The sequence below is a fragment of the Brachybacterium sp. SW0106-09 genome, from assembly GCF_001293905.1.
GTDB lineage: Bacteria > Actinomycetota > Actinomycetes > Actinomycetales > Dermabacteraceae > Brachybacterium > Brachybacterium conglomeratum.
In genome coordinates, this window is the sequence record NZ_BCAK01000001.1 from 147,503 (window position 1) to 170,843 (window position 23,341).

Below are 23,341 nucleotides of genomic sequence, written 5' to 3' on the forward strand. Positions count from 1 at the left end.
TGCACCCTCTCATCCACCACAGGAGGAACATCGCATGAGCGATCGCACCAAGCCCGAGATCGACGCCCCCGAGGGCCCCGCACCCACCGAGCTCGTGAGCACCGACGAGATCCTCGGCGAGGGCGAGGAGGCCGGCCGCGGCGACGTCGTGGACGTCCACTACGTCGGCGTCTCCCACTCCACCGGCGAGCAGTTCGACGCCTCCTGGGACCGCGGCGAGCCGCTGCGCTTCCAGCTCGGCGTCGGCCAGGTCATCACCGGCTGGGACCAGGGCGTCCAGGGCATGAAGGTCGGCGGCCGCCGCCGCCTCGAGATCCCCGCCCACCTCGCCTACGGCGATCGCGGCGCCCCGCCGGTCATCGCCCCCGGTGAGACCCTGATCTTCGTGTGCGACCTGGTGGCGGTGCACAAGCGCTGACCAGCACCGCCCACGGAGCGGCGGGGGAGCGCGAGGAGGGACCGGCCGACGGCCAGGCACCCCTCTTCGCGGCCCCCGCCGCTTCCGTCCCCGCCGCCGCGGAGAACGCCACCACCTCCCCGGACCGCCCCGATACGGTCCGGGGTCCCGGCCTGCGCACCACCGCCGGCTTCGAGGTCGTGAGCGAGCTGCCGGTCGCGAGCGTGCGCCTCGTCGGCGTGCTGCCCCACCTGGACCGTCCCTTCGAGTACGCGGTCACCCCCGACACCGCCGCGGCCGGTCCGGGCATGCGTGTGCGGGTGCGCTTCTCCGGCAAGGACACCGAGGGGATCGTGCTCGAGCGCCGCGCCGAGCCCACCACCGACCGGGCCCTCGCCCCGCTGCACCGCCTGGTCTCCGACGACGTCGTCGTCCCGCCCGCGATGATGCGGGTGTGCGAGGACGTCGCCGAGCGCAGCGCCGGCACCGTCGGCGACGTGCTGCGCCTCGCCCTCCCGCCCCGTCACGCCCGCGCAGAGAAGGCCGACCGCGCCGCGGCGGAGAAGGAGGCGGTCGCAGACGCACCAGCACCTGCCGAGGACGAGGTCACCGCGACCTCCGAGGAGACTGCGGCGACCGCAGGGCTCGCGCCGGCCGATGAGGCCGCGTCGGGGGAGGAGCCGGCGGCGTCGGACGGCGACGACCGGGCCGCGGCGCCTCCCGATACCCTCGCCGCACCGCGCCACGGCGACCGCTACCCGGGCCTGGCGGCCCTGCTCTCCCGTGCCGGGAGCGCGGAGGGCCCCGTGCCCCGCGCCTCCCTCGTGCTGGACCCCGTGGACCCGTGGACCGCGATCGCGGCCGAGTCGATCGCCGCGCTCGGCCCCGACCGCGGTGCCCTCGTCATCGCCCCCGATCAGCGCGACGTCGCCCGGCTCTCCCGCGTCCTGACGGAGCGGGGCATCGCCCACGAGGTCCTCGCCGGCACCGAGGGACCCGAGAAGCGCTATCGCACCTTCCGCCGGATCCTGCGCGGCGCGACCCGGGTCGTGCTCGGCAGCCGCTCCGCCGCCTTCGCCCCCGTGCAGGACCTCGCCGTCGTGATCTGCTGGGACGAGGCCGACGATCTTCTCGAGGAGCCCCGCGCCCCCTACCCTCACACCCGCACCGTGCTCCAGTGCCGCTCCGCCGAGGAGCGCTGCGCCCTCCTCTTCCTCGCTGCGAGCGAGTCGGTCACCATGCGCGCCCTCACCGATGCCGGCTATCTCGCACGCCTAGATCCCGTGCCCGCCCCCGTCACCGCGGTCCGCCCCCGCATCGTGGCCATGGACCAGTACCTCCGCGACCGCGAGGGCCCCTCCGGCCGCTCCCGCCTCCCGCAGGAGGCGATGCGCGTGCTGCGCAAGGGCCTCGCGACGGGCCCCGTGCTCGTCCAGGTGCCGCGCACCGGCTACGCCCCCGCGATCGCCTGCACCTTCTGCGGCACCCGCGCCCGCTGCCCCGAGTGCGCGGCGCCCCTGTCGCAGCGCGGCCGGAACGGGCCTCTGCACTGCACCGTCTGCGGCCGACGGGAGGACGGCTACCGCTGCCCCGAGTGCGACCGCACCCACGTGCGCGCCATGGTCATCGGCTCCACCCGCACCGCCGAGGAGCTCCACCGCGCCTTCCCCGACGCGCCGCTGAAGGTCGCCGGCGGCGCCCACGGCCCGCTCGAGGACGAGGCCGTGCCCGAGCACGGGATCGTCGTGGCGACCCCCGGCGCCGAGCCCGCCCCGCCCGGCCGGTACAGCGCCTGCCTGCTGCTCGACGCCGACGCGATGCTGGGCCGCGCCGCCTTCGACGCCGACGTCGAGGCCGTCCGCCGCTGGCGCGGCGCCATCTCCCTGGTCCGCACCGCGGAGGAGGGCGGCGAGGTGCTCGTCGTCGGCACCTCGACCCTCCCCGCCATCCGCGACCTCGTCGCCCACCGCTCCGCGCTGTTCCTGGACCGGGTGCTGGAGGACCGGCGCGAGCTGGACCTGCCCCCGTTCCGGCGTGTCGCCGAGGTGGTGGGGGAGCGGGAGGCCTGCCGCGGCTTCCTCGAGACGACCGAGCTGCCGGACGGGACCGAGGTGCTCGGCCCCGTGGACCTCGAGGGCCCCGACCAGGCCGGACGCGCTCGTGCGGTGCTGCGGATCGAGCCGCGCCGCTCCCGCGAGCTCGCCGCCGCGCTGCGGTCCGGCGTCGCGGCCCGCAGCGCCCGCAAGGACCGCGGCTCCCTGCGCGTCCGCCTCGATCCGCCGGACGTGTTCTGAACGATCCGCTAGTGTTCTGGGTCACCGCCTGCCGCCGCGACGATGCGCTGAAGGGACCCCCACCATGGCCTCGAACGCCTCCCCGACGTCCGACCACCACGCCCCGGACCCCGCCGCCGACCCCGAGGACCGCACCGCGCCGGAGGGACGCTCGGACGTCTCCGAAGGTGAGCGCGCCCCGGCCGAGACCCACCGGACGCTGCTGGTGCGCCGCCTCGGCCTCGCCGTCGGCCTGGTCGCCGCGCTCTTGGTCTACCTCGTCATGCCCGCGGACGTCCCGCACGCCGCGAAGCTGACCGCCGCGACCGCGGTGCTGATGGCCGTGTGGTGGATGACCGAGGCGCTGCCGATCCCCGCGACCGCGCTGGTCCCGCTGGTGGTCTTCCCGGTGCTGAACCCCGAGGTGCGCTTCGACGACGTCGGCGCCTCCTACGGCAACAACATCATCTTCCTGTTCATGGGCGGGTTCATGCTCGCCCTGGCCATGCAGCGCTGGAACCTCCACAAGCGCATCGCGCTGGCGATCGTCGGCGCCATCGGCACCAGCCCCTCCCTGCTGATCCTCGGCTTCATGATCGCCACCGGGTTCATCTCCATGTGGGTCTCGAACACCGCCACCGCCGTGATGATGCTGCCGATCGGCGTCTCGGTGCTGGTGCTCGTGAACCGGCTGCGGCTTGAGGACGCCGCCCGCAAGGGCGAGGAGCCGGGGGAGGGCGTCGACCCCGACCTCGAGGCCGAGGGATCGGCCGGCACCGCGAGCTCAGCGGTCCGCTCGAAGTTCGGCACCGCCCTGATGCTCGGCATCGCCTACGCGGCCTCGATCGGCTCCCTCGCCACCATCATCGGCACCCCGCCCAACGCCCTGCTCGCCGCCCACATGAGCCAGGAGTTCGGGGTGACGATCGGCTTCGGCCGCTGGATGGTCGTCGGCGCCCCGATCGCGGTGGTGTTGCTGCTGATCGCCTGGCTGCTGCTGACCAAGGTCGTGTTCAAGCCCGAGATCTCCGAGATCCCCGGCGGTGCGGAGCTGATCCGCGAGGAGCGGCGCGGACTCGGGAGGATCTCCTCCGGCGAGGTGCGCGTGCTGTCCGTGTTCGTGCTCGCGGCGCTGAGCTGGGTGTTCATCCCGCTGATCTGGCAGATCGCAGGGGCCGGCGACCCGCCGATCGGCGATGCGGGCATCGCCATGGTCGTCGCGCTGCTGCTGTTCGTGCTGCCCGCCGGCGCCGCCCGCGGGGTGCGCCTGCTGGACTGGGACGCGGCCGTGAAGCTGCCCTGGGGCGTGCTGCTGCTGTTCGGCGGCGGTCTCGCCCTCAGCGCCCAGTTCAGCTCCTCGGGCCTGACCGAGTGGATCGGCGAGGTCACCGCCGGGATCGGCGGCCTGCCCGTGGTCCTGATCGTCGCGATCGTCGCCGCGGGGATCCTCTTCCTCACCGAGCTCACCTCGAACACCGCCACCGCCGCGACCTTCCTCCCGGTCGCGACCGCGGTCGCCGTCGGCATCGGCGTGGACCCGATGCTGCTGGCGATCCCCGTGGCGCTCGCCGCGACGTGCGCGTTCATGCTGCCGGTCGCGACGCCGCCGAACGCCATCGCCTACGGCTCCGGCTACGTGCGGATCCCGCAGATGGCGGCGGCCGGGCTGTGGCTGAACCTGATCGGCATCGTGCTGATCTGCGCCACGACCATGACCCTTGCCGTGTGGGTGTTCTCTCTCGTGTACTGAGCCGGGACGGGCACGCCCGGGGCCGTGACGTCGGCGCCCTGGTCCCGGGCGACGGGTCACGGCGCCGCGTGCGGGTGCTCAGGAGATCCCGGCCGACGCGGCGGGCCGGTCCACGTCGCGCAGCAGCGCCGCGGAGACGAGGCCCGCGAGCACCACGGCCGCGCTCACCGCGGCGACCACCCCGCCCCAGCCGGCCCCGGCGAGCACGAAGCCGAGCGCCCAGCCGAGCACGCTCGAGCCTGCGTAGTAGGCGAGGTTGTACAGCCCCGTCGCCTGGGACCGTGCGCCGGGCACGCGCGTGCCCGCCCAGCCGCTGGCGACCGAGTGCGCGCCGAAGAAGCCCGCCGTCATCAGCACCAGGCCGAGGATCAGCACCGGCAGGGGAGCGGCGAGCGTCAGCAGCAGGCCGATCAGCATCACCGCCATCGCGCCCAGCATCAAGGGCAGGCGCCCGTGCCGGGACGCGAGCCGGCCCGCGAGCGGGGAGGAGGCGGTGCCGCCCAGGTAGGCGAGGAACATCAGCCCGATCAGCGAGGCGGGCAGCAGGTAGGGCGGGCCGCTGAGGTGGAAGGCGAGATAGTTGTAGACCGCGACGAACCCGCCCATCAGCAGGAACGCGCAGGCCAGCAGCGCCAGCAGGCCCGGATCACGCAGCGGGGCGAGCAGCCGGCCCGCCCGTCCACCCGGGACGGACCCGCCCGATGCCCGCCGCCGCGGCACGAAGCGCCGCTCCTGCGGGGCGAGGGCCACGAATCCCGCCGCGGCGAGTACCGCCAGCATCACCACCGCGGTCATCCCCGCCCGCCAGCCGAGCACATCGGCGACCGGGGTGGCCAGCACCCGGCCCGACAGGCCGCCCAGCGTCGTCCCCGCCACGAACCAGCCCGCCGCGACCGCGCGCGAGCGCGCATCGACCTCCTCGGAGAGATACGCCATGGCCAGGGCCGGCACCCCGCCGAGCGCCATCCCCTCCAGCAGGCGCAGCACGAGCAGCAGCGGGAAGCTCGGCGACCAGGCCGCTGCCAGGGCCAGCACCGTCGCCGCGATCACGGCGAGGATCATGGCGGGACGCCGGCCGAGGCGATCGCCGACGAAGGACCACGGCATCACCGCCAGCGCGAGCCCGGCGGTCGCGGCGGAGACCGTCAGCGCCGCCTGCTCCGGCCCGATGCCGAGATCGGCGGAGATCAGCTGCAGGATCCCCTGCGGGGAGTACAGCTGGGCGAAGCAGGCGATGCCCGCGCAGACCAGCGCCAGCTGCATCCGTCGATAGGCGGGGGAGCCGAGCGCATGGCCCGGGATCGGGTCGATCCCGCTCATCCCTCGCACCGCGCTTGCCTCATGGCCTCCACTGTAGGCACGGCCCGGCAGGAGCCGCCGGTGGGACCGTAGACTCGGGCCATCATGCGTCTGATCTTCGCCGGCACCCCCGAGGCCGCCCTCCCCTCCCTGCGCACCCTGCTCGACTCCCGCCACGAGGTGGTCGGCGTGCTCACCCGCGCCGACGCCCCCTCCGGCCGCGGGCGCAGGCTCACCCCGTCCCCGGTGAAGTCCCTCGCCCTCGAGGCCGGGGTGCCGGTGCTCACCCCCGCCACGCTGCGGGACGAGGCGGTGCAGCAGCAGCTGCGCGATCTCGCCCCGGACGCCGCGCCCGTGGTCGCCTACGGCAACCTCGTGCCGCCCGCGGCTCTCGAGATCCCGCGCCACGGATGGGTGAACCTCCACTTCTCCCTCCTGCCCGAGCTGCGGGGCGCCGCCCCCGCCCAGCGGGCCGTGCTCGCCGGCCGCCGCCAGACCGGGATGAGCGTGTTCCGCCTCGAGAAGGGCCTGGACACCGGCGACGTGATCGCCGCCGCCCCCACCGCCATCGGCGAGTTCGAGACCTCCGGAGAGCTGCTCGAGAGGATGGCCGAGGACGGCGCCGCGCTGCTGCTCGAGGCCCTCGACGCGCTCGAGGACGGCACCGCGACCCTCACCCCGCAGGACCACGCGGCCGCGACCCACGCCGCGAAGCTCACCACCGCCGAGGCCCGGATCGACTGGACCCGCTCGGCGGACGAGGTCTCCGCGCACATCCGCGGCATGAGCCCGCAGCCCGGCGCGTGGACGCTCCTGGACGGGGCCCGCACCAAGATCCTCGGCCTCGAGTCCGTCGAGGAGGCCTCGCGCGCGAGCGCCCCGTCGGACCCCGGCGCGCTCGCGGCCACCAAGCGACAGGTGCTCGTGGGCACCGGCACCGACCCGCTCGCCATCGCGACCCTCGCCCCGGCGGGGAAGCGTCCGATGCGCGCGGCGGACTGGGCACGCGGGGCGGGACTCGGCCCCGACGCCCGCTTCGAGGACGACCAGCAGGACGGAGCACGCGCATGAGCGAGGACCGACGCGGCGGGCGCCGCCACGACGACAGCCGGCGCGGCCGGGACGACCGCGGAGGCCGCGACGATCGCCGAGGCCGGGACGACCGCGGCAGTCGACGGGACGATCGCGGCGACCGGCGCGATGACCGGGGCGGTCGGCGGGACGACCGTCGTGATCTACCCCGCGACGCGCAGGGCCGTGAGCGCTCCGGCTCCCGCGGTCAGGGCGGCCCGCGCCGCGGCTGGTCCTCCTCCCGCCCCTCCGAGCGCTCCCGCGCCTCCACCCCCTCCCGCCAGGTCGCCCTCGAAGGGCTGCGCCTGGTGCGCGAGGAGGACTCCTACGCGAACCTCGTCCTGCCCCGCCTGCTGCGCAGCCACCGCGTCTCCGGCCGCGACGCCGCCTTCACCACCGAGCTGTTCTACGGCTCGCTGCGTGCCCAGGGCCGGCTCGACGCGATCATCGCCGCCTGCGTGGACCGACCGCTGGCGAAGGTCGAGCCCGCGCTGCTGGACGTGCTCCGCCTCGGCGCCTACCAGCTGCTGGACATGACCGTCGCCCCGCACGCCGCGACCTCCGAGACCGTGGCCCTGGCCCGCGCCGAGGTCGGCGCGGGAGGTGCGAGCTTCGCCAACGCCGTGCTGCGCCGGGTGGGGGAGAAGGACCTCGCCACCTGGATCGCGGAGGTCGCCCCGGACCGCGAGAAGGACCCCACCGGGCATCTCGCCGTCGTCCACTCCCACCCCCGCTGGGTGGTGCGGGCCCTGTCCGACGCCCTCGCCGGGAACGGCCGCTCCCGCGACGAGATCGACCAGCTGCTCGAGGCGCAGAACCAGGCCCCCGCGGTCTCGCTCGTGATGCGCCCGGGGCTGACCGACCTCGACGAGCTGATCGACCACGGCGCGAGCCAGGGCCGGCTCTCCGTCTTCGCCGCCGCCTGGCCCTCCGGCGACCCCGGCGGCATGGACCTGGTCAAGCAGGGCCGCGTCGCCGTCCAGGACGAGGGCTCCCAGCTCGCGGCCCTCTCCCTCGCGCTTGGCGCCGACGACCTCGTCCTCACCGACGACGCCCACTGGCTCGACCTCTGCTCGGGCCCCGGCGGGAAGACCGCCCTGCTCGGCGGGCTCACCATCGACCACGACGCCGACCTCCTCGCCGTCGAGCTGCAGGAGCACCGCACCGAGCTGGTGGACCGCGCGGTGGCGAGCCTGCGCGAGGCCGGCTGCGAGATCACCACCCTCACCGCGGACGGCACCACCATCGGCGCCGAGCGGCCCGGGGAGTTCTCCCGCGTCCTCGCCGACGTCCCCTGCTCCGGGCTCGGTGCGCTGCGCCGCCGGCCCGAGGCCCGCTGGCGCCGCACCCCCGCGGACGTCGGCCAGCTCGGCGCGATCCAGCGCGACCTGCTGACCTCCGCGCTGGACGCGACCGCGCCCGGCGGCGTCGTCGCCTATGTCACCTGCTCGCCGCACCTGGCCGAGACCCGCCTGATCGTCGCCGACGTCCTCAAGCGCCGCGACGACGTCGAGCGCCTCGACGCCCGCCCCGCCGTCCGCGCCGGCCTGCTGCCCGCCGTGCGGGAGGAGGTCGAGCTGGGCGAGGGCCCCGACGTGCAGCTGTGGCCCCACGTCCACGGCACCGACGCCATGTTCATCTGCCTGCTGCGCAGGCTCCCCGTCCCCACCGAGGAAGGAACCCCGAGCTCGTGAGCATCTCGTACTCCACCGACTCCAGCTTCATCCACCCCAGCATCCTCAACGCCGACTTCATGTCCATCGGCGCCGAGCTCGACAAGATCTCCAGCGCCGACAGCGTCCACGTCGACGTCATGGACAACCACTTCGTGCCGAACCTGACCTTAGGACCGAGCATGGTCGAGCAGATCGTCGAGCGCAGCCCCATCCCGATCGACGCGCACCTGATGATCGAGGACGCCGACAACCAGGCCCCCGTCTTCGCGGAGGCCGGCGCCTCCTCGGTGACCTTCCACCTCGAGGCCGCCCGCGCCCCCGTCAAGCTCGCCCGCGACCTGCGTCGCAAGAACGCCCAGGTCGGCGTCGCCCTCCGCCCCGCCACACCGGTCGAGCCGCTGATCGACATCATCGGCGAGTTCGACATGCTGCTGATCATGACGGTCGAGCCCGGCTTCGGCGGGCAGAGCTTCCTCGAGACGATGCTCCCGAAGATCCGTCGGGCCCGCCGCGCGATCTCCGAGGCGAACCTCGAGGTCTCGATCCAGGTCGACGGCGGCGTCAGCCGCGAGACGATCGAGCGCTGCGCCGAGGCGGGCGCGAACGTCTTCGTCGCGGGCTCCGCGATCTACAAGGCGCAGGACGCCGCCGAGGAGATCTCCGCCCTGCGCGAACTGGCGGGCGCCCACGCCTCGCACTGACCTATCCTTGCTCCGTCACATCCTGTGACGTGCTCCGGGGTCGGTGAAAGTCCGAGCCGGCGGTGACAGTCCGCGACCCGCATCCTGCGGTGGAGCCGGTGGAACTCCGGCACCGACAGTACAGCCTGGATGAGAGGCGCACGTCCCGCAGGTCCCGGGACGGCGCACGCCTCCCCGAGCCCCGCAGGCAACCCTTTTCCCCCGGAGCCACTGCATCCGAGGTGAAAGGACCGACATGGATCTCCTGCAGTGGCTCTTCGACACCAAGATCGAATTCGGCGGAGGCCAGTTCCTCCTGCTCCGCGAGGTGCTCGGCAACGTCTTCGGACTGCTCAGCGCGCTCGGCGGCATGCGCCGCAAGGTCTGGGCCTGGCCCATCGGCATCCTGGGCAACGCCCTGCTGCTGACCGTCTTCCTCGGCAGCGTCTTCGGCAACCCGAACTCCGTCGACCTGCTCGGCCAGGCCGGCCGACAGATCATGTTCATCGCCACCAGCGTCTACGGCTGGGTGCGCTGGCGCCAGGCGAAGCACGAGGACGGCACCGCCGTCGAGCCCGTCTGGGCCTCCTGGGGCACCCGCGCCCTGCTGCTCGTCGTGCTCGTCGGCGGCACCGCGGCGCTCACCCCGCTGTTCCGGGCGCTGGGCTCCTACGAGCCGGTCTGGGCCGACGCCTGGATCTTCATGGGCAGCCTGCTGGCGACCTTCGGCATGGCCAAGGGCTGGGTCGAGTTCTGGCTGATCTGGGTCGCGGTCGACCTCGTCGGCGTGCCGCTGCTGTGGAGCGCCGGCTACTACGCGAGCGCGTTCATGTACCTCTTCTACGGCGCGTTCACCCTCACCGGCTTCTTCGTCTGGTGGCGGGTGCGCCGTCGCCGCGACGCGGAGGCCGACCGGGTCACGGTCGAGACCGCGCACCTGGACCCGACGGTCCGCCGCGGCTGAGCCACGGGCGGGGCGCGTGCCCGGCAGGCGGTCCGCACCGCGGAGCACCTGCCGGGACGCGTACCCTGGTCCCGTGAAGGATTTCGAGGCACTGTTCGCCGAGCTGACCCAGAAGGCACGCACCCGACCCGAGGGATCGGGCACCGTCGCGGAGCTCGATGCCGGCGTCCATCAGATCGGCAAGAAGATCGTCGAGGAGGCCGCCGAGGTGTGGATGGCCTGCGAGCACGAGTCCACCGACGACGCCGCCATGGAGATGAGCCAGCTGCTCTACCACCTCCAGGTCATGATGATCGCCAAGGACATCTCCCTCGAGGACGTCTACCGACATCTCTGAGCCGGCCCCGCGCCGCTCGCCCCCGACTTCCCGTCCCACCCGTCTCGAGGCCGCCGCATCGGCCGAGGAGGATCCGTGCTCCGCATCGCCGTGCCCAACAAGGGCGCCCTGTCCGACCCCGCCGCCGACCTGCTCCAGGAGGCCGGCTACCGCCGCCGCGGCAACTCCAAGGAGCTGGTCGTGGTCGACGAGGACAACGGGGTGGAGCTCTTCCATCTGCGTCCCCGGGACATCGCGGTGTACGTCGGCTCCGGCACGGTCGACGTCGGCATCACCGGCCAGGACATGCTGCTGGACTCCCGCACCCCGGCCCAGGAGATCCTCTCGCTGGGCTTCGCCCGCTCCACCTTCCGCTTCGCCGCGCCCGCCGGGACGCACAGCACCGTCGAGGAGCTGCAGGGCTCCCGCATCGCCACCAGCTACGAGAACCTCGTGGAGGACTACCTCGCCGAGCGGGGGATCAGCGCCGAGGTGGTCCACCTCGACGGCGCGGTCGAGTCCTCGATCCGCCTCGGCGTCGCCGACGTGATCGCGGACGTCGTCGAGACCGGCACCACGCTGCGCGAGGCAGGTCTGGAGCCCTTCGGCGAGGCGATCATGACCAGCGAGGCCGTGCTGTTCTCCCGCCCCGGCATGGAGCTGGACGACGAGGCGCAGCACGCGCTCGAGGTGCTCGAGCGGCGCATCCGCGGCGTGCTCGTCGCCCGCGAGTACGTCATGCTCGACTACGACATCCCCTCCGCGCTGCTGGAGCGGGCGGTCGAGATCACCCCCGGCCTGCAGTCCCCGACCGTCTCTCCGCTGCACGGCGGGGAGTGGTCGGCCGTGCGCGCCATGGTCGACAGCCGCTCCGCGCACCGCATGATGGACGAGCTCTACGAGGCCGGCGCCCGCGCCATCCTGGTCACGGCGATCCAGGCCTGCCGCATCTGAGATCCCGATGAGCAGTGCCGCAGGGACCCCGGGCCTGGACGACGCACGCGCCGTCGAGGTGTTCCGTCCGCGGGCGGTGCGCTGGGCCGCCTACATCACCGCCGCCATCGTGATGGCCGGGATGATCGGCGGCGCGGTCATGATCACGAGCTTCCAGCTCGGCGGACGGCTCGGCCTGCTCATGATCGGCCTGCTCATCGCGCTATTCTGCCATCTCGAGGCCTCGGTGCGCGTGGTCGCCCGCCCCGACGGGCTCGAGGTCCGCAACCTCATGCGCACCCGTACCTTCGAATGGCCCGAGGTGCTCGGGATCAGCTTCCCGATGGGCGATCCCTGGGCCCATCTCGACCTCGCGGACGGGCGCACCCATCCGCTGCACGCGATCCAGCGCTACGACGGGGAGCGGGCGATCTCCGCCGCGCACCGCCTGCTGCACCTGGTCCAGGAGCGCGGCGAGGCCCACGGCGAGGGCGACGCCCAGCGCGGCTGACGCGGCTGACGCGGCTGACGCGGATCGGACGGCCGACATGGATCGGTCGGCCGGACGGCCAGTTGTTCGACCTCAGGTACCGCTTTGCTGGTACCTCTCGTCGAAGAACCCCACGGTGCAGCCCGGCTCGCACCGCCGCGGTTCCGCCCGGCCAGTTGTTCGACCTCAGGTACCACTTTCCTGGTACCTCACGTCGATCAACCTCACGGGACGGCCCCGCCGGCCGCGGCGCAGGGCAGGACGGCCAGTTGTTCGACGTCGGGTACCACTTTCCTGGTACCTCGAGTCGATCAACTCGGTCGGTCGCCTGTCCCGGCAACTCCGTCGGTCGCCTGTCCCGGCAACCCCGTCGGGCCCGTGCCGGCGCCGGGGCCTCTAGCGCTTCGCGCCTCCCTTGGGCCCCTTGGACTCGCCCTTCGCGCCGCCCGAGCCGCCGCCGGCGCCGCGGACGTGCTCGGCCGCGCAGCGCCCGGCGAGGGCCGCGTACTGGAAGGAGGCGTAGTCCTCGGCGAGGGTCCGTCCCATCGTGGTCATCCGCACGGGCATCTCCTCGAGCGCATCGCGCAGTCCCTTGGCATCGACCTCGGTGAGGTGGTGCAGCACGCCGCGCTTCTTCGCCGGCTTCAGGATCGTGCTCTTGACCTGTTTCCGCACTGACTCATGAAAAGAGTTGTACCGGGAGTCAGTCCGGGGGAGCACCGGCAGGTGCACCGGGGCGAGCAGCGCCCGCCCGTAGGCGGTGGAGGAGTGGTGGGACAGGCCGCGGTGCCGCTCCCGCTCGTCGGCCTCCGAGACCCGCAGGGTCGCGATCGGCACGCCGCCGAGGACCGAGGTCGCGTGGAGCGACTCCGCCGTCTGGATGCCGGAGAAGCCCCAGCCGGTGCCGGTGCCGAGATTGCCCGGGCCCTGGATCACGATCGCGACGTCCGCGCCGACCACGTGCCGGGCACCCAGCAGCGCCGAGTGGACCGTGACCGCCTCGAGGTCGCCGCCGAAGGACTGCCCGGCGCTGATCACTGCGGTGAGCAGGTTCGCCTCGCGCAGTCGGGCCGCGCTCCTCGAGTAGACGGCGGGCAGCGCCGCGGCATCGGTGTGCACGTAGGCGATCCGGGCCGAGCGGCGCCGCGCCCGGATCCCGGCGACGATCGCAGGGAGGGAGGAGTGCAGGTCCGCGACCACCACGGGCATCCCGTCGATGCCGGTGGCCGCCCGGACCGTCTCGTAGTGCTCGCTGTCCGGGTCGTCGAGCGCGTCGACCATGGTCTGCATCGGCGTGTAGCGGGCCTTGACCATGTGGCCTCGCACCTCGGCGGCCTCGGGGAGCACCTCGGTGCGGGCCACGACCATCGCGTCGCCGCCGGTGCCGAGCTCGCGCCGCACGGCGTTGGTGTTCAGCAGCACCTGCTCGCCGGCGCGCGGACGCCCGGTGAGCTCCTCGTAGGCGATCGCGCTGAGCGTCCCCTCCCCGTCGTCCAGATCGATCTCGAGTCGGTCCACTCCGGGCCAGGAGCTGGTCACGGCACTCACGGTGCCCCGTTCCCATCGCAGCATGGCCCCAGCCTAGAGGCGCGCGGCGGAAGCTCCGCATCCCCGTGATCCCGTCCGGCTAGTCTGGGCGGGTGGCTTCGAAGAACGTGGAGAGACTGCTCAACGTCATCATGACGATCGGCTCGCGACGGCGGATGGACCGCGCGAAGCTCTTCTCCGTCATCCCCGACTACGCCGAGGCGACGTCCGAGCAGGCTGCGGAGCGGATGTTCGAGCGCGACAAGGCCGCGATCCTCGAGCTCGGGCTCCCGCTCGTCGCCGAGCGGGACGTGCTCGACGAGAACACCGTGCACTACCGGATCGACGCCTCGCCCTCCACGGCGGTGCTCGATCTCACGACCGAGGAGTACACGGTGCTGCTCGCCGCGAGCCGCGCCTGGGACGATGCGACCGCCGGGGGAGCGGCCCGGCGCGTGCGCGCGAAGCTGCTGAGCCTCGGCCACGACGCGGACCCCGACCTGCTGCGGCGCACACCGCGCGGCGCCGTCGAGTCCCTGCCCGTGCTCTCCCCGCTGCTGGACGCCGTGGTGACCGGGCGCTCGGTGCGCTTCACCTATCGCGGCACGCACGGCGCCCCCGCTCAGCGCCATGTCGAACCGTGGGTCGTCGGCGTCCACGACGGGCACTGGTACGTCTACGGCCACGACCGCGACCGCGACGCGCCCCGCGTGTTCCGCGCCTCGAGGATCGAGTCCTTCCCCGCCGAGGGCCCCGCCGCGAAGGCGCCCCGCCGCGACGACATCGACCTCGCCGACGTGCTCGAGCGGATGCTCGACAGCGACGACCGGGCCTCCGCGCTGCTGCAGGCCGCCCCCTACAAGGCGCTCGCCCTGCGCGACCGCGCCGTCGCCCCGCTCGAGGCCGAGCAGCTGCGCCTGCCCGAGCTGCCCCGCCCGGCGACCCGCCGCCTGGTCCTCGCCGACGTGCGCTGGGTCGAGCTGCTCGAGCCCGCCGCCTGGCGCGCCGAGATCGCCGAGGTGCTGGAGGCGGTCGCCGCGCGCCACGAGGGCACCGCCGCGCTCGAGGCTCTCGAGGCCGCCGCGCCGCGCCCCGCCCCCCGGATCCGGGTGAGCCCGCAGAGCGGCGACCACCTCTCGCGCCTGATCTCCGCCGCGTCCTTCGTCATGAGCCGCGGCGAGGCGGACCTGGCCGAGCTCGCCGAGGCGCTCGGCGTCAGCGAGAAGCAGCTGGTGGACGACCTGCAGGTGCTCTTCGTCTGCGGCGACATGGGCGCCGGCTGGGAGGACCTCATCGAGGCGGAGTGGCAGCACGGCACCGTGCGGGTGCGCAATGCGGAGCCGCTGCGCCGTGCCCTCAGCCTCAGCGCCGTCGAGATCACGGCGCTGCTGGCCGGGCTCGCCGCCCTCGAGCCCGCCGCGGGCGAGGCGGAGCAGGTCGTCGACTCCGCCCGGGCGAAGCTGCTGGCTGCGATGTCCGGTGAGGCGCCGGCCGAGGGTGCCCCCGCCCCGCCCGTCCCGCGCCGCGAGGAGATCGCCGAGGCGATCTCGGCCGACGAGCGGGCCGCCCGCACCGCCGACCGTGCCGAGACGGTGCTCGCCGCGGTGGGCGCCGCGCTGCGCGCCGAGCAGGGCTCCGACGAGGCGACGCTGACCATCCGCTACTCCTCGACGGACCGCTCGGGCACGAGCGTGCGCAGGATCCGTCCGGAGCGGATCGAGTCCGACGGGGCGCGCTCCTATCTCGTGGCCGACTGCGAGCTCGCCGGCGGCCGCCGCCGCTTCCGCCTGGACCGGATCGTGGAGATCCTGCCGGCCGGGACCCCGATGAGCAGGCCCGCTCCCGGGGTCGACGCCGACCTCTCCGGCCGTGTCGAGGGCGAGGTGTGGCTGCGCCTGGAGCCTGCCGGGCACTGGATCGCCGAGTCCTTCGCCGCCACCCAGCTGCGCGACGGCGGGGGCGGCCCCGGCGAGGACGGCACGGACGGCGCCGGCGCCGGTGGTGGCGCGACCTACGCCCGACTCGAGGGCCCGGTGCGGGCACCGCTCGTGGACGCGGTGCTGGAATCCGCCGGCGCCGCCGAGGTGCTGTCCCCTGCCGCGCTCAGAGACACGATCGTGACTGTGGCGCGCGCGGGCGCTGCACGTCACACCCCTCGCTAGGCGCTACCCTGGGACGACCCGCCGTGCGGTGGGCCGAGCCGTCGCCGTGGCGGCCCGTCCGACGCCCAGTCCGCTGTGGGATGATGGGCGCGCCTGCGCTGAGTCATGGCGCTGTTGAAAGGGACTTCCATGAACTTCTTCCGCAACCCCTGGGCGATCGTGCTGCTGATCGTGCTCGTGATCCTGCTGTTCGGGGCCAACAAGCTTCCGGGACTCGCGCGCAACATGGGCAAGTCCATGCGCATCTTCAAGAGCGAGGTCGAGGAGATGCGCGGTGACGACAAGGGCGGGGACGACGAGACGGAGGACGAGCGTCCCGCCCGTTCGGACCGCGCCCGTGACGACCGTGCCCGTGAGGACCGTGAGTACGACCCCCGCGACCGCGATCTCCGCGAGGACCGCGAGACCGTCCGCGCCCCGCGCGAGGACGACGAGCCCTACCGCCGCGACTGAGCTCCGCGCCGGGACGAGGCAGGGCCGTGAGCCCGTCCCGTCCTGCCGGGCTGGGAGGAAACTGATCCGTGGCGAGTGATACACAGGGACACGACCAGGCGCAGGGCGCACCCGCGACGAAGAGGGGACGCGATCCCGAGGGACGCATGTCCCTCGGCGAGCACCTCACCGAGCTCCGCAACCGCCTGGTCATCAGCGCGGTCACGGTGCTGCTGCTCGCGATCGTCGGATGGATCGTCTTCCCGTGGGTGTTCGAGGCGCTCAAGCGACCCTTCGAGCTCGCCTCCGAGCAGGGCCTGAACGCCTACCTGAACTTCCAGGGCGTCGGCACCGGGCTGAACGTGCGCCTGCAGATGTCGGCCTACGTGGGTCTGATCCTCTCCTCGCCGATGATCATGCTGCAGATCTGGCTGTTCGTGATGCCGGGTCTGCACAAGAACGAGCGCAAGTATGCGATCGGCTTCTTCGGCTCCGCGATCCCGCTGTTCTTCCTCGGCTGCCTCGCCGGGTACTGGGCCGTGAACCAGCTCGTCCCCGTGCTGCTGACGTTCACGCCCCAGACGGACCAGGTCGAGCAGCTGATCCGCTACGACGAGTACCTCTCGCTCCTGGTCAAGACCATGCTCGCCTTCGGCGTCGCCTTCGTGGTGCCGGTGGTCATGGTGCTGCTGAACTTCATGGGCCTGGTCAGCGGCCGCGCGATGCTGAAGGCCTGGCGCTGGATCATCTTCCTGAGCTTCGCCTTCACCGCAGTCATGGTGCCCACGCCCGAGCCGATCACCCTCATCGCGATGTCCGCCACGATCGCCAGCCTCTTCTTCGGAGCGATCGTCATCTCGATGCTCCACGACCGGCGCCGGGCGAAGCGCAGCGGCGACGAGGACCTCGACGACGACGAGGCCAGCCGCATCGACGACGAGGTCGAGAAGATCGACGGCCCCTCCCGGCTCGACGAGCCCGACGAGGGCGGACGGTGAGCAGACTCCGCGTCGGCCTGCTCGCGAACCCCACCGCCGCCCAGGGCACCGCCCATCGCGTGGGCCGGCAGGTGGGGCATCTGCTCCATCTCGCGGGCATCTCGGTCGTGGACCTCTCCGGTCCCAGCGCGCACGTCGCCCGGGCCCGGGCGGAGGAGGTCCGCGACTCGCTGACGGCCCTCGTGGTGGTGGGCGGGGACGGCACCGTCTCGCTCGGCGCCGAGATCGTCGCGGGCACCCCCGTGCGGCTCGGGATCGTGCCCGCCGGGAGCGGCAACGACTTCGCCCGCTCGCTGGGGCTCAGCATCAACGATCCCGAGGAGTCCACCCGCGCGCTGCTGCACGCGCTGTCCCGCCCGGTCGTCACCATCGACGCGATCGAGGTGACCTCCGCGGGGGAGAACGCGCTGCCCCACCGGTCCCTCGCGCTCGGCAACGTCAACCTCGGCTTCGACGCGATCGTCAACGCCCGGGCCAACAGCTCCCGGGCGTCCCGCACCGTCCGCTACACCACCGCCGTGCTGCGGGAGCTGCCCACCTTCACCCCGCTGCCGTACTGGCTCGAGATCGACGGCGGCGAGCGGTTCGAGATCGACGCGACGCTGCTGTCCCTGTGCAGCTCCGGGGTCTACGGTGGCGGGATGCAGATGGTCCCGGACGCCCGCATCGACGACGGGCAGCTCGAGCTGCTCAGCGTCGAGGGACTGGGCAGGCGCGATCTACTGCGCTTCTTCCCCCGCGTCTTCAAGGGCACCCATACCGGGCTCGAGGGCGTGCGGATCCGCCCGGTGCGCGAGGTGACCGTGGGACTGCGCCACGGCCGCTCGCTGCGTGCCTACGCCGACGGGGAGGCTCGCTCCCTGCTGCCCCTGACCGCGCGTGTGCTGCCCGGCGCCGTGCGCCTGCTCGCCGATCTCTCGGCGCTGCGCGGCGAGAGGGCGGTCGACGGGGGAGCGCAGTGACCTCTCCTTCCGAGAAGTACGCCGCCTGGGCCGAGGAGAAGCGGCGGGAGAACTCCGAGCTCGCCGCGTTCACCGCCCGCTACGACTTCGCGCTGGACGACTTCCAGCTCGCCGGCGGCCGCGCCCTCGAGGACGGCCGCTCCGTGCTGGTGGCCGCCCCGACCGGCGCCGGCAAGACCGTCGTCGGCGAGTTCGCGGTGCATCTCGCGCTCGCGCAGGGCCGCAAGGTCTTCTACACCGCGCCGATCAAGGCGCTGTCGAACCAGAAGTTCGGCGAGCTCGCGGACTGGCTGGGCGCGGAGCGCGTCGGCCTGCTGACGGGCGACACCTCGATCCGCCCCACCGCGGAGGTGGTCGTGATGACCACCGAGGTGCTGCGCAACATGCTCTACGCGGACTCCGACCTGCTGGACGGGCTGGGCTTCGTGGTGATGGACGAGGTGCACTACCTCGCCGACCGGCTGCGCGGCCCCGTGTGGGAGGAGGTCATCATCCACCTGGACCGCTCCGTCCAGCTGGTCGCGCTCTCGGCGACGGTCTCGAACGCCGAGGAGTTCGGGGCCTGGCTCCAGGAGGTGCGGGGCGAGACCTCGATCGTCGTCTCCGAGACGCGGCCGGTGCCGCTGTGGCAGCACGTGATCGTCGGCGAGGAGCTGCTGGACCTCTTCGTCGACGCCGACGGGGAGGCCGTCGTCTCCCACGGCCCCGGTGCCCGCAGCGATCGTCAGGTCAACCCCGAGATCGAGCGGATCACCTCCTTCTCCCTGCCGGTGGACGAGCGCAGCGGGGGACAGCGCGGCCGCGGCTATCGCGGCCGGAAGGGCACCCGCGGCCGCCACCGCCCCCGCGGCGCCGGACGCCACGGCTCGCCGCGCGGCGAGCGGGGCGGGGACCGGCGCGGCGAGCACGAGGGGCCGCGCCACCACGGTCCGGGCTCGGGACGTGACGGCTCGCGGCACGAGGGCGGTCGGCACGGCGGCTCTCGCGGCGGGGCCGGTGGCCGTCCGATGCGCCGCCCCGAGGTGGTCGAGCTGCTCGATGATGCCGCGCTGCTGCCCGCGATCATGTTCATCTTCTCCCGCGCCGGCTGCGAGGGCGCCGTCCAGCAGTGCGCCCGGGCCCGGCTGCGCCTGACCGACGACCACGAGCGGGGCGAGATCCGCGCCGTCCTCGACGAGCGCCTGGCCGAGATCGGCGTCGAGGACGAGGAGGTGCTGGGCCTCCACGCCTTCCGCCGCGCCGTCCTGGACGGCTACGCCGCCCACCACGCCGGGATGCTGCCGCTGCTGAAGACCGTCGTCGAGGAGCTCTTCGCCCGCGGGCTGCTCAAGGTCGTGTTCGCCACCGAGACCCTCGCCCTCGGCATCAACATGCCGGCCCGCTCCGTGGTGCTCGAGAAGCTCGTGAAGTTCAACGGCGTCGAGCACGCCGACCTCACGCCCGGGGAGTACACCCAGCTCACGGGACGTGCCGGACGGCGCGGCATCGACACCGAGGGGCATGCCGTGATCGTCGGCGGGCCGCGCTTCGACGCCCCGGCCGCCGCCTCCCTCGCCTCGCGCCGCACCTACCCGCTGCGCTCCGCCTTCCGCCCCACCCCGAACATGGCGGTGAACCTGCTGGACCGCTTCGACCTCTCCCGCGCCCGCGAGACCCTCGAGACCAGCTTCGCCCAGTTCCAGGCGGACCGATCCGTGGTGGGGCTCGCCCGGCGCGCCCGCGAGCTCGAGGACACCGTCGAGGACTACCGCGCGGCGGTCACCTGCGAGCGCGGCGACCTGCTCGAGTACGCCGGGATCCAGGAGGCGATCAGCGCGCGGGAGAAGGAGCTCTCCCAGGCCCGGGCCGCCGCGGACCGCGACCGCACCCGCAGCGTCCTCGGCGACCTGCGCCGCGGCGAGATCATCGCACTGCCCGGCGGGAAGCGCCGCGGCTACGCCGTCGTGCTCGACGTGGACCGGCACGTCCTCGGCGGCCCCCAGGTGGATCTGCTGGACACCGAGGGACGCCGCCGCAGCCTCCGCCCCGGGGACGTGCCCTCCCCGCCCGCGGTCATCGACACCCTGCGCCTGCCGCGCCAGGAGGCGCTCGGCAGCGGCAAGGCGCGCAAGGACACCGCCTCCGCGCTCCGACAGCGCCTGGCGGGCCAGGACGACGACGTCCGCCGCGAGGTGCGCCGGCGCGCCGGCCGCACCCCCTCCACCGCCGCCCAGGACCCCCGCCTGCAGGAGCTGCGCGCACAGCTGGCCGAGCACCCCTGCGCCGCCTGCCCGGATCTCGAGTCGCACCTGCGCTGGGTGGGCCGGTGGCGGAAGTCCCGCGGGGAGCTCGAGGGCGTCCAGCGCCGCATCAGCGGTCGCACCAGCTCGCTGGCCCGCCGCTTCGACCGCCTCACCGACCTGCTGCTCGAGCTCGGCTATCTCGAGCACACGGGCGAGGACGGGGAGGAGCTCGTGCCCACGACGAGCGGGATGCGGCTGCGACACCTGTTCAGCGACCGGGACCTGCTGATCGCCGAATGCCTCGAGCACGGCGCCTGGGACGGTCTGGACGCGCCGGGGCTCGCCGCCGTGGTCTCCGCCGCCGTCCACGAGACCCGCCGCGACGACCGTGCGCCGGAGCTGATCCCCGATCCTGCCGTCGGCGCGGCGCTCGAGGCCTCGAGCCGGATCGCCGCCGAGCTGCAGTCCGCCGAGGCGCGGCACGGCATCGACCCCACCCTCCCGCCGGATCCCGCGATCGCGGCGATCGTGCACCGCTGGGCGCGCGGCGCGCACCTGGCCGCCGCGCTCGAGGGCAACGACCTGCCGCCGGGCGACTTCGTGCGCCACTGCCGCCAGGTGATCGACCTGCTCGACCAGCTCACCGCCGACGAGCGCCTGGGCAGGACCGCGCGCGCCGCGATCGACGGCGTGCGCCGCGGCCTTGTCGCCCAGGAGATCGGTCGATGAGCGTTCTCCCAGGGGGAGCGGGGAGGATGGGGCGTGTGAGAGCCCAGAACCAGCCCGCACGGCCCCTCGCGCAGCCCACGGCGGCCGTCCTCTACACCGGCATCGTCCTGTACAGCGCGGACGACCCGGAGGCCTCCGCGATGCTGGTGGCCGACGGGCTGATCGCCTGGACCGGCCCGGAGGACAGCGCCCTCGTGCTCCACCCGGAGGCCGAGCACGTGGATGCGACCGGCTGCCTGGTCACCCCCGGCTTCGTCGACGCCGCCGCGACCGCGGACGGCACCGACCCCGACCCGGCCGGCGACGCCGCCGCGGCCGCGCACGGGATCGTGCTGCGCCTGCCCGGGCCGACGGGCACGCGCGAGGGTGTGCAGGTGATCGCCCCCGTCACCGAGGACGCCGCGTTCCTCGACCTCGTCAGCGACGGCGCCCCGCTCGCCTTCGGCTCCGCGGGCCGGGACGAGGCCGCCGATCCGTGGACCTGGGTCCGCGCCGCCGCCCGCACCGCCACCGCCGCGCAGCGCCTCAGCGACCGCGCCGCCTTCCTCGCCGCGAGCCGCGGCGGCCAGCGGGTCGCCGGGAGGCGCCATCCCGGCACCCTGCGCACCGGACTGCCCGCCACGTTCGTCCTGTGGGAGCCGTGGGACCTCACCGTCCGCTCCCTCGCCGAGCGGGTCGACACCTGGTCCACCGACCCCCGCTCCCGCACCCCGCTGCTGCCCGACCTGGACCAAGGCAGCCCGCGCGCCCTGCGCACCGTCGTCGACGGCCGCGTCGTCCACGACGAGCTCGGCGGGGACGGCGAGTGAGCACCGCCGCACGGACCGCCGCCTCGCGCGCGCGCCCGCAGGGCCGCCGTCCGCGCGAGGAGTACGAGGCGACTCCCTGGGCGGTCGCGATCGGCTGCGGGATCCTCGGCGGGATCTGCGCACTGCTCGCCTTCCCGCCCTACGACCTGTGGATGCTGCTGCCGGTGGGGATCGCGCTGCTGTGCGGCGGGCTGCTGGTGCGATCGGCCTGGCTCGCCGGCCTCGTCTCCCTGCTGTGGGGTCTCGCCTTCTTCATCCCGCTGACCGAGTGGGCCAGCACCTATGCCGGCAGCGCGCCCTGGCTGGCGCTGGGCGCCTTCGAGGCGCTGTACATCGTGCTGTTCGGCCTCGCCGCCCGTGCGGTGATGGTGCGCCGCGGCCTCTGCGTCTCCTCCGCGCTGGTGGTCTCCGCGCTCTGGGTGGGCGTCGAGACGCTGCGGGGCAGCGCTCCGTGGGGCGGGCTGACGTGGGGCGCGAGCGGCTTCGCGCTGTCCGACTCGCCGCTGGTGCATCTCGCGCCGTGGATCGGGATGGCCGGGCTCGCCCTCGTGGTCGCCCTGCTGGCCCAGCTGCTGCTGCTCGGCGCTCTCGCCCTCCTGGGGCGCCGCCACCGCGGGCTGACCGGCTTCTCCGGCGTGTGGCCCTTCGCGGTCGCCGTCGCCGCCGTGCTCGCCACCGTCGTCGTGCCCCATCCCCTCAACCGCGCCCCGGCCGAACGGCCCTCGATGACGGTCGCCGCCGTGCAGGGCTCGATGGGGGAGATCGACCCCGGCAGCTACACCATGCCGGACGACGTCTTCGACAACCACCTCACCGCCTCCCGCACCGCGGTCGACCAGGCCACGGCCGACGGCACCGACCTCGACCTGGTCGTCTGGCCCGAGGACTCCACCGGCTACGACCCCCGCCAGGACCCCTACCTCTCCTCCCTGCTGACCTCCCTTGCCCGGGACGCGGACGCCCCCGTCCTGGTCGGCACACAGGTGCCCGTGGGGGAGTCGGAGCGGCTGAACCAGTCCGTGCTGATCACCCCGGAGGGCGAGACCCCCTACGCCTACTCCAAGCGCCACCCCGTCCCCTTCGGCGAGTACATCCCGATGCGCGACGTGTTCAGCCGGCTCTCCGACAAGGTCGACCTCGTCTCCCGGGACATGATCGCCGGCGAGGAGATCGGCACCATGGACCTCGCCGAGCTCGGCCAGGGCGAGGGCACCGCCGGGCTGCTGATCTGCTTCGAGATCGCCTACGAGGGCCTCGTGCAGGACGTGGTCGACGACGGCGCCGAGGTGATCGTCGTGCAGTCGAACAATGCGCTGTTCGGCGACTCGAACGAGGCGATCCAGCAGCTCGCGCAGGCCCGGGTGATGGCGGTGCTCTCCGGGCGCAGCGTCGTGCACGTCTCGACCGTCGGCCATTCCGCGATCTACAGCCCCGAGGGTCGCCAGATCGATTTCGTGGACCACTGGGAGCAGGGCACGATGGTCGCCGACGTGCCGCTGCGGACCGGGACCACCCCGGCCGTGGCGGCCGGGCCGTGGATCTCGATCGGGATCTCCGCCCTCGGCGTCGCCGGGCTGCTCGGAGCGCTGACCTCCCGTCGGCGTGCCCTGGCCCGCCCCGCGGCCCGTCGCTGATCCTCCGGGCCACCCCG

Annotated in this window: 19 protein-coding genes and 1 riboswitch; of the genes, 17 read left to right on the top strand and 2 right to left on the bottom strand. The window is 73.7% G+C overall.

What is annotated here, in order from left to right; translation table 11 throughout:
• Positions 1 to 34: 34 nt before the first annotated feature.
• The 3 genes from Y09_RS00690 to Y09_RS00700 all read left to right on the top strand — a co-directional run bounded on the left by Y09_RS00690 (position 35) and on the right by Y09_RS00700 (position 4,420).
• Positions 35 to 418, top strand: a complete 384-nt coding sequence (locus Y09_RS00690; protein ID WP_010551590.1) for an FKBP-type peptidyl-prolyl cis-trans isomerase — start codon at positions 35 to 37, stop codon at positions 416 to 418.
• A 152-nt stretch (positions 419 to 570) separates the two neighbouring features.
• On the top strand, positions 571 to 2,691 hold the full coding sequence (locus Y09_RS00695) for a primosomal protein N' (RefSeq protein WP_053915875.1): 2,121 nt from the start codon (positions 571 to 573) through the stop codon (positions 2,689 to 2,691).
• Between the two features lie 64 nt (positions 2,692 to 2,755).
• Positions 2,756 to 4,420, top strand: coding sequence for a DASS family sodium-coupled anion symporter (locus Y09_RS00700; protein WP_053915746.1), 1,665 nt, complete (start codon positions 2,756 to 2,758; stop codon positions 4,418 to 4,420).
• Between the two features lie 78 nt (positions 4,421 to 4,498).
• Here Y09_RS00700 and Y09_RS00705 read toward each other — a convergent pair whose 3' ends face one another.
• A complete protein-coding gene (locus Y09_RS00705; protein ID WP_053915747.1) occupies positions 4,499 to 5,740 on the bottom strand; it encodes an MFS transporter in 1,242 nt (413 codons plus the stop codon).
• 84 nt (positions 5,741 to 5,824) lie between these two features.
• On the opposite strand from Y09_RS00705, the gene fmt reads away from it, so the two are divergent.
• The 7 genes from fmt to Y09_RS00740 all read left to right on the top strand — a co-directional run bounded on the left by fmt (position 5,825) and on the right by Y09_RS00740 (position 11,870).
• A complete protein-coding gene (fmt, locus tag Y09_RS00710; RefSeq protein WP_053915748.1) occupies positions 5,825 to 6,790 on the top strand; it encodes a methionyl-tRNA formyltransferase in 966 nt (321 codons plus the stop codon).
• Complete coding sequence (locus Y09_RS00715) at positions 6,787 to 8,484, top strand: RsmB/NOP family class I SAM-dependent RNA methyltransferase (RefSeq protein WP_053915749.1); 1,698 nt, start codon at positions 6,787 to 6,789, stop codon at positions 8,482 to 8,484. Before fmt ends, Y09_RS00715 begins: the two co-directional genes overlap by 4 nt.
• The gene (gene rpe, locus Y09_RS00720; protein ID WP_053915750.1) at positions 8,481 to 9,167 is read left to right on the top strand and encodes a ribulose-phosphate 3-epimerase; all 687 of its coding nucleotides are present in this window, start codon (positions 8,481 to 8,483) and stop codon (positions 9,165 to 9,167) included. Before Y09_RS00715 ends, rpe begins: the two co-directional genes overlap by 4 nt.
• A gap of 26 nt (positions 9,168 to 9,193) precedes the next feature.
• Positions 9,194 to 9,312, top strand: a riboswitch (FMN riboswitch).
• Between the two features lie 90 nt (positions 9,313 to 9,402).
• A complete protein-coding gene (pnuC, locus tag Y09_RS00725; protein WP_053915751.1) occupies positions 9,403 to 10,110 on the top strand; it encodes a nicotinamide riboside transporter PnuC in 708 nt (235 codons plus the stop codon).
• Between the two features lie 73 nt (positions 10,111 to 10,183).
• Entirely contained in the window at positions 10,184 to 10,447 is a 264-nt protein-coding gene (locus Y09_RS00730) for a phosphoribosyl-ATP diphosphatase (RefSeq protein WP_010551582.1), read from the top strand.
• A gap of 75 nt (positions 10,448 to 10,522) precedes the next feature.
• Complete coding sequence (hisG, locus tag Y09_RS00735; protein WP_010551581.1) at positions 10,523 to 11,380, top strand: ATP phosphoribosyltransferase; 858 nt, start codon at positions 10,523 to 10,525, stop codon at positions 11,378 to 11,380.
• Between the two features lie 7 nt (positions 11,381 to 11,387).
• Positions 11,388 to 11,870 (top strand): PH domain-containing protein, encoded by a 483-nt coding sequence (locus Y09_RS00740; protein WP_053915752.1) that lies wholly within the window; start codon positions 11,388 to 11,390, stop codon positions 11,868 to 11,870.
• A gap of 375 nt (positions 11,871 to 12,245) precedes the next feature.
• Here Y09_RS00740 and Y09_RS00745 read toward each other — a convergent pair whose 3' ends face one another.
• On the bottom strand, positions 12,246 to 13,421 hold the full coding sequence (locus tag Y09_RS00745; RefSeq protein WP_053915753.1) for a DUF3866 family protein: 1,176 nt from the start codon (positions 13,419 to 13,421) through the stop codon (positions 12,246 to 12,248).
• A gap of 68 nt (positions 13,422 to 13,489) precedes the next feature.
• Between Y09_RS00745 and Y09_RS00750 the strand changes: the two genes are divergently transcribed.
• The 7 genes from Y09_RS00750 (at position 13,490) to lnt (ending at position 23,324) form a co-directional block, all read left to right on the top strand.
• On the top strand, positions 13,490 to 15,538 hold the full coding sequence (locus Y09_RS00750) for a WYL domain-containing protein (protein ID WP_234695587.1): 2,049 nt from the start codon (positions 13,490 to 13,492) through the stop codon (positions 15,536 to 15,538).
• A 129-nt stretch (positions 15,539 to 15,667) separates the two neighbouring features.
• A complete protein-coding gene (gene tatA, locus Y09_RS00755; protein ID WP_053915755.1) occupies positions 15,668 to 15,991 on the top strand; it encodes a Sec-independent protein translocase subunit TatA in 324 nt (107 codons plus the stop codon).
• 68 nt (positions 15,992 to 16,059) lie between these two features.
• The gene (gene tatC, locus Y09_RS00760) at positions 16,060 to 16,968 is read left to right on the top strand and encodes a twin-arginine translocase subunit TatC (RefSeq protein ID WP_234695588.1); all 909 of its coding nucleotides are present in this window, start codon (positions 16,060 to 16,062) and stop codon (positions 16,966 to 16,968) included.
• Positions 16,965 to 17,930 carry a diacylglycerol kinase family protein gene (locus Y09_RS00765; protein WP_053915757.1) on the top strand — a complete coding sequence of 322 codons (966 nt, stop codon included), beginning with the start codon at positions 16,965 to 16,967 and terminating at the stop codon, positions 17,928 to 17,930. The genes tatC and Y09_RS00765 overlap by 4 nt, the downstream gene beginning before the upstream one ends.
• A complete protein-coding gene (locus Y09_RS00770; RefSeq protein WP_053915758.1) occupies positions 17,927 to 20,881 on the top strand; it encodes an RNA helicase in 2,955 nt (984 codons plus the stop codon). Before Y09_RS00765 ends, Y09_RS00770 begins: the two co-directional genes overlap by 4 nt.
• A 26-nt stretch (positions 20,882 to 20,907) precedes the next feature.
• Entirely contained in the window at positions 20,908 to 21,690 is a 783-nt protein-coding gene (locus Y09_RS00775) for a hypothetical protein (RefSeq protein ID WP_053915759.1), read from the top strand.
• Positions 21,687 to 23,324 carry an apolipoprotein N-acyltransferase gene (gene lnt, locus Y09_RS00780; protein WP_053915760.1) on the top strand — a complete coding sequence of 546 codons (1,638 nt, stop codon included), beginning with the start codon at positions 21,687 to 21,689 and terminating at the stop codon, positions 23,322 to 23,324. The genes Y09_RS00775 and lnt overlap by 4 nt, the downstream gene beginning before the upstream one ends.
• Positions 23,325 to 23,341: the final 17 nt, after the last annotated feature.

Excerpts from the sequence above, each read along its gene's own strand:
- fmt (WP_053915748.1), top strand. The coding sequence starts at position 5,825 with ATGCGTCTGATCTTCGCCGGCACCCCCGAGGCCGCCCTCCCCTCCCTG.
- Y09_RS00705 (WP_053915747.1), bottom strand. The coding sequence starts at position 5,740 with ATGAGCGGGATCGACCCGATCCCGGGCCATGCGCTCGGCTCCCCCGCC.
- pnuC (WP_053915751.1), top strand. The coding sequence starts at position 9,403 with ATGGATCTCCTGCAGTGGCTCTTCGACACCAAGATCGAATTCGGCGGA.
- Y09_RS00715 (WP_053915749.1), top strand. The coding sequence starts at position 6,787 with ATGAGCGAGGACCGACGCGGCGGGCGCCGCCACGACGACAGCCGGCGC.
- tatA (WP_053915755.1), top strand. The coding sequence starts at position 15,668 with ATGAACTTCTTCCGCAACCCCTGGGCGATCGTGCTGCTGATCGTGCTC.
- Y09_RS00775 (WP_053915759.1), top strand. The coding sequence starts at position 20,908 with ATGGGGCGTGTGAGAGCCCAGAACCAGCCCGCACGGCCCCTCGCGCAG.
- Y09_RS00690 (WP_010551590.1), top strand. The coding sequence starts at position 35 with ATGAGCGATCGCACCAAGCCCGAGATCGACGCCCCCGAGGGCCCCGCA.
- Y09_RS00745 (WP_053915753.1), bottom strand. The coding sequence starts at position 13,421 with ATGCTGCGATGGGAACGGGGCACCGTGAGTGCCGTGACCAGCTCCTGG.
- Y09_RS00700 (WP_053915746.1), top strand. The coding sequence starts at position 2,756 with ATGGCCTCGAACGCCTCCCCGACGTCCGACCACCACGCCCCGGACCCC.
- Y09_RS00740 (WP_053915752.1), top strand. The coding sequence starts at position 11,388 with ATGAGCAGTGCCGCAGGGACCCCGGGCCTGGACGACGCACGCGCCGTC.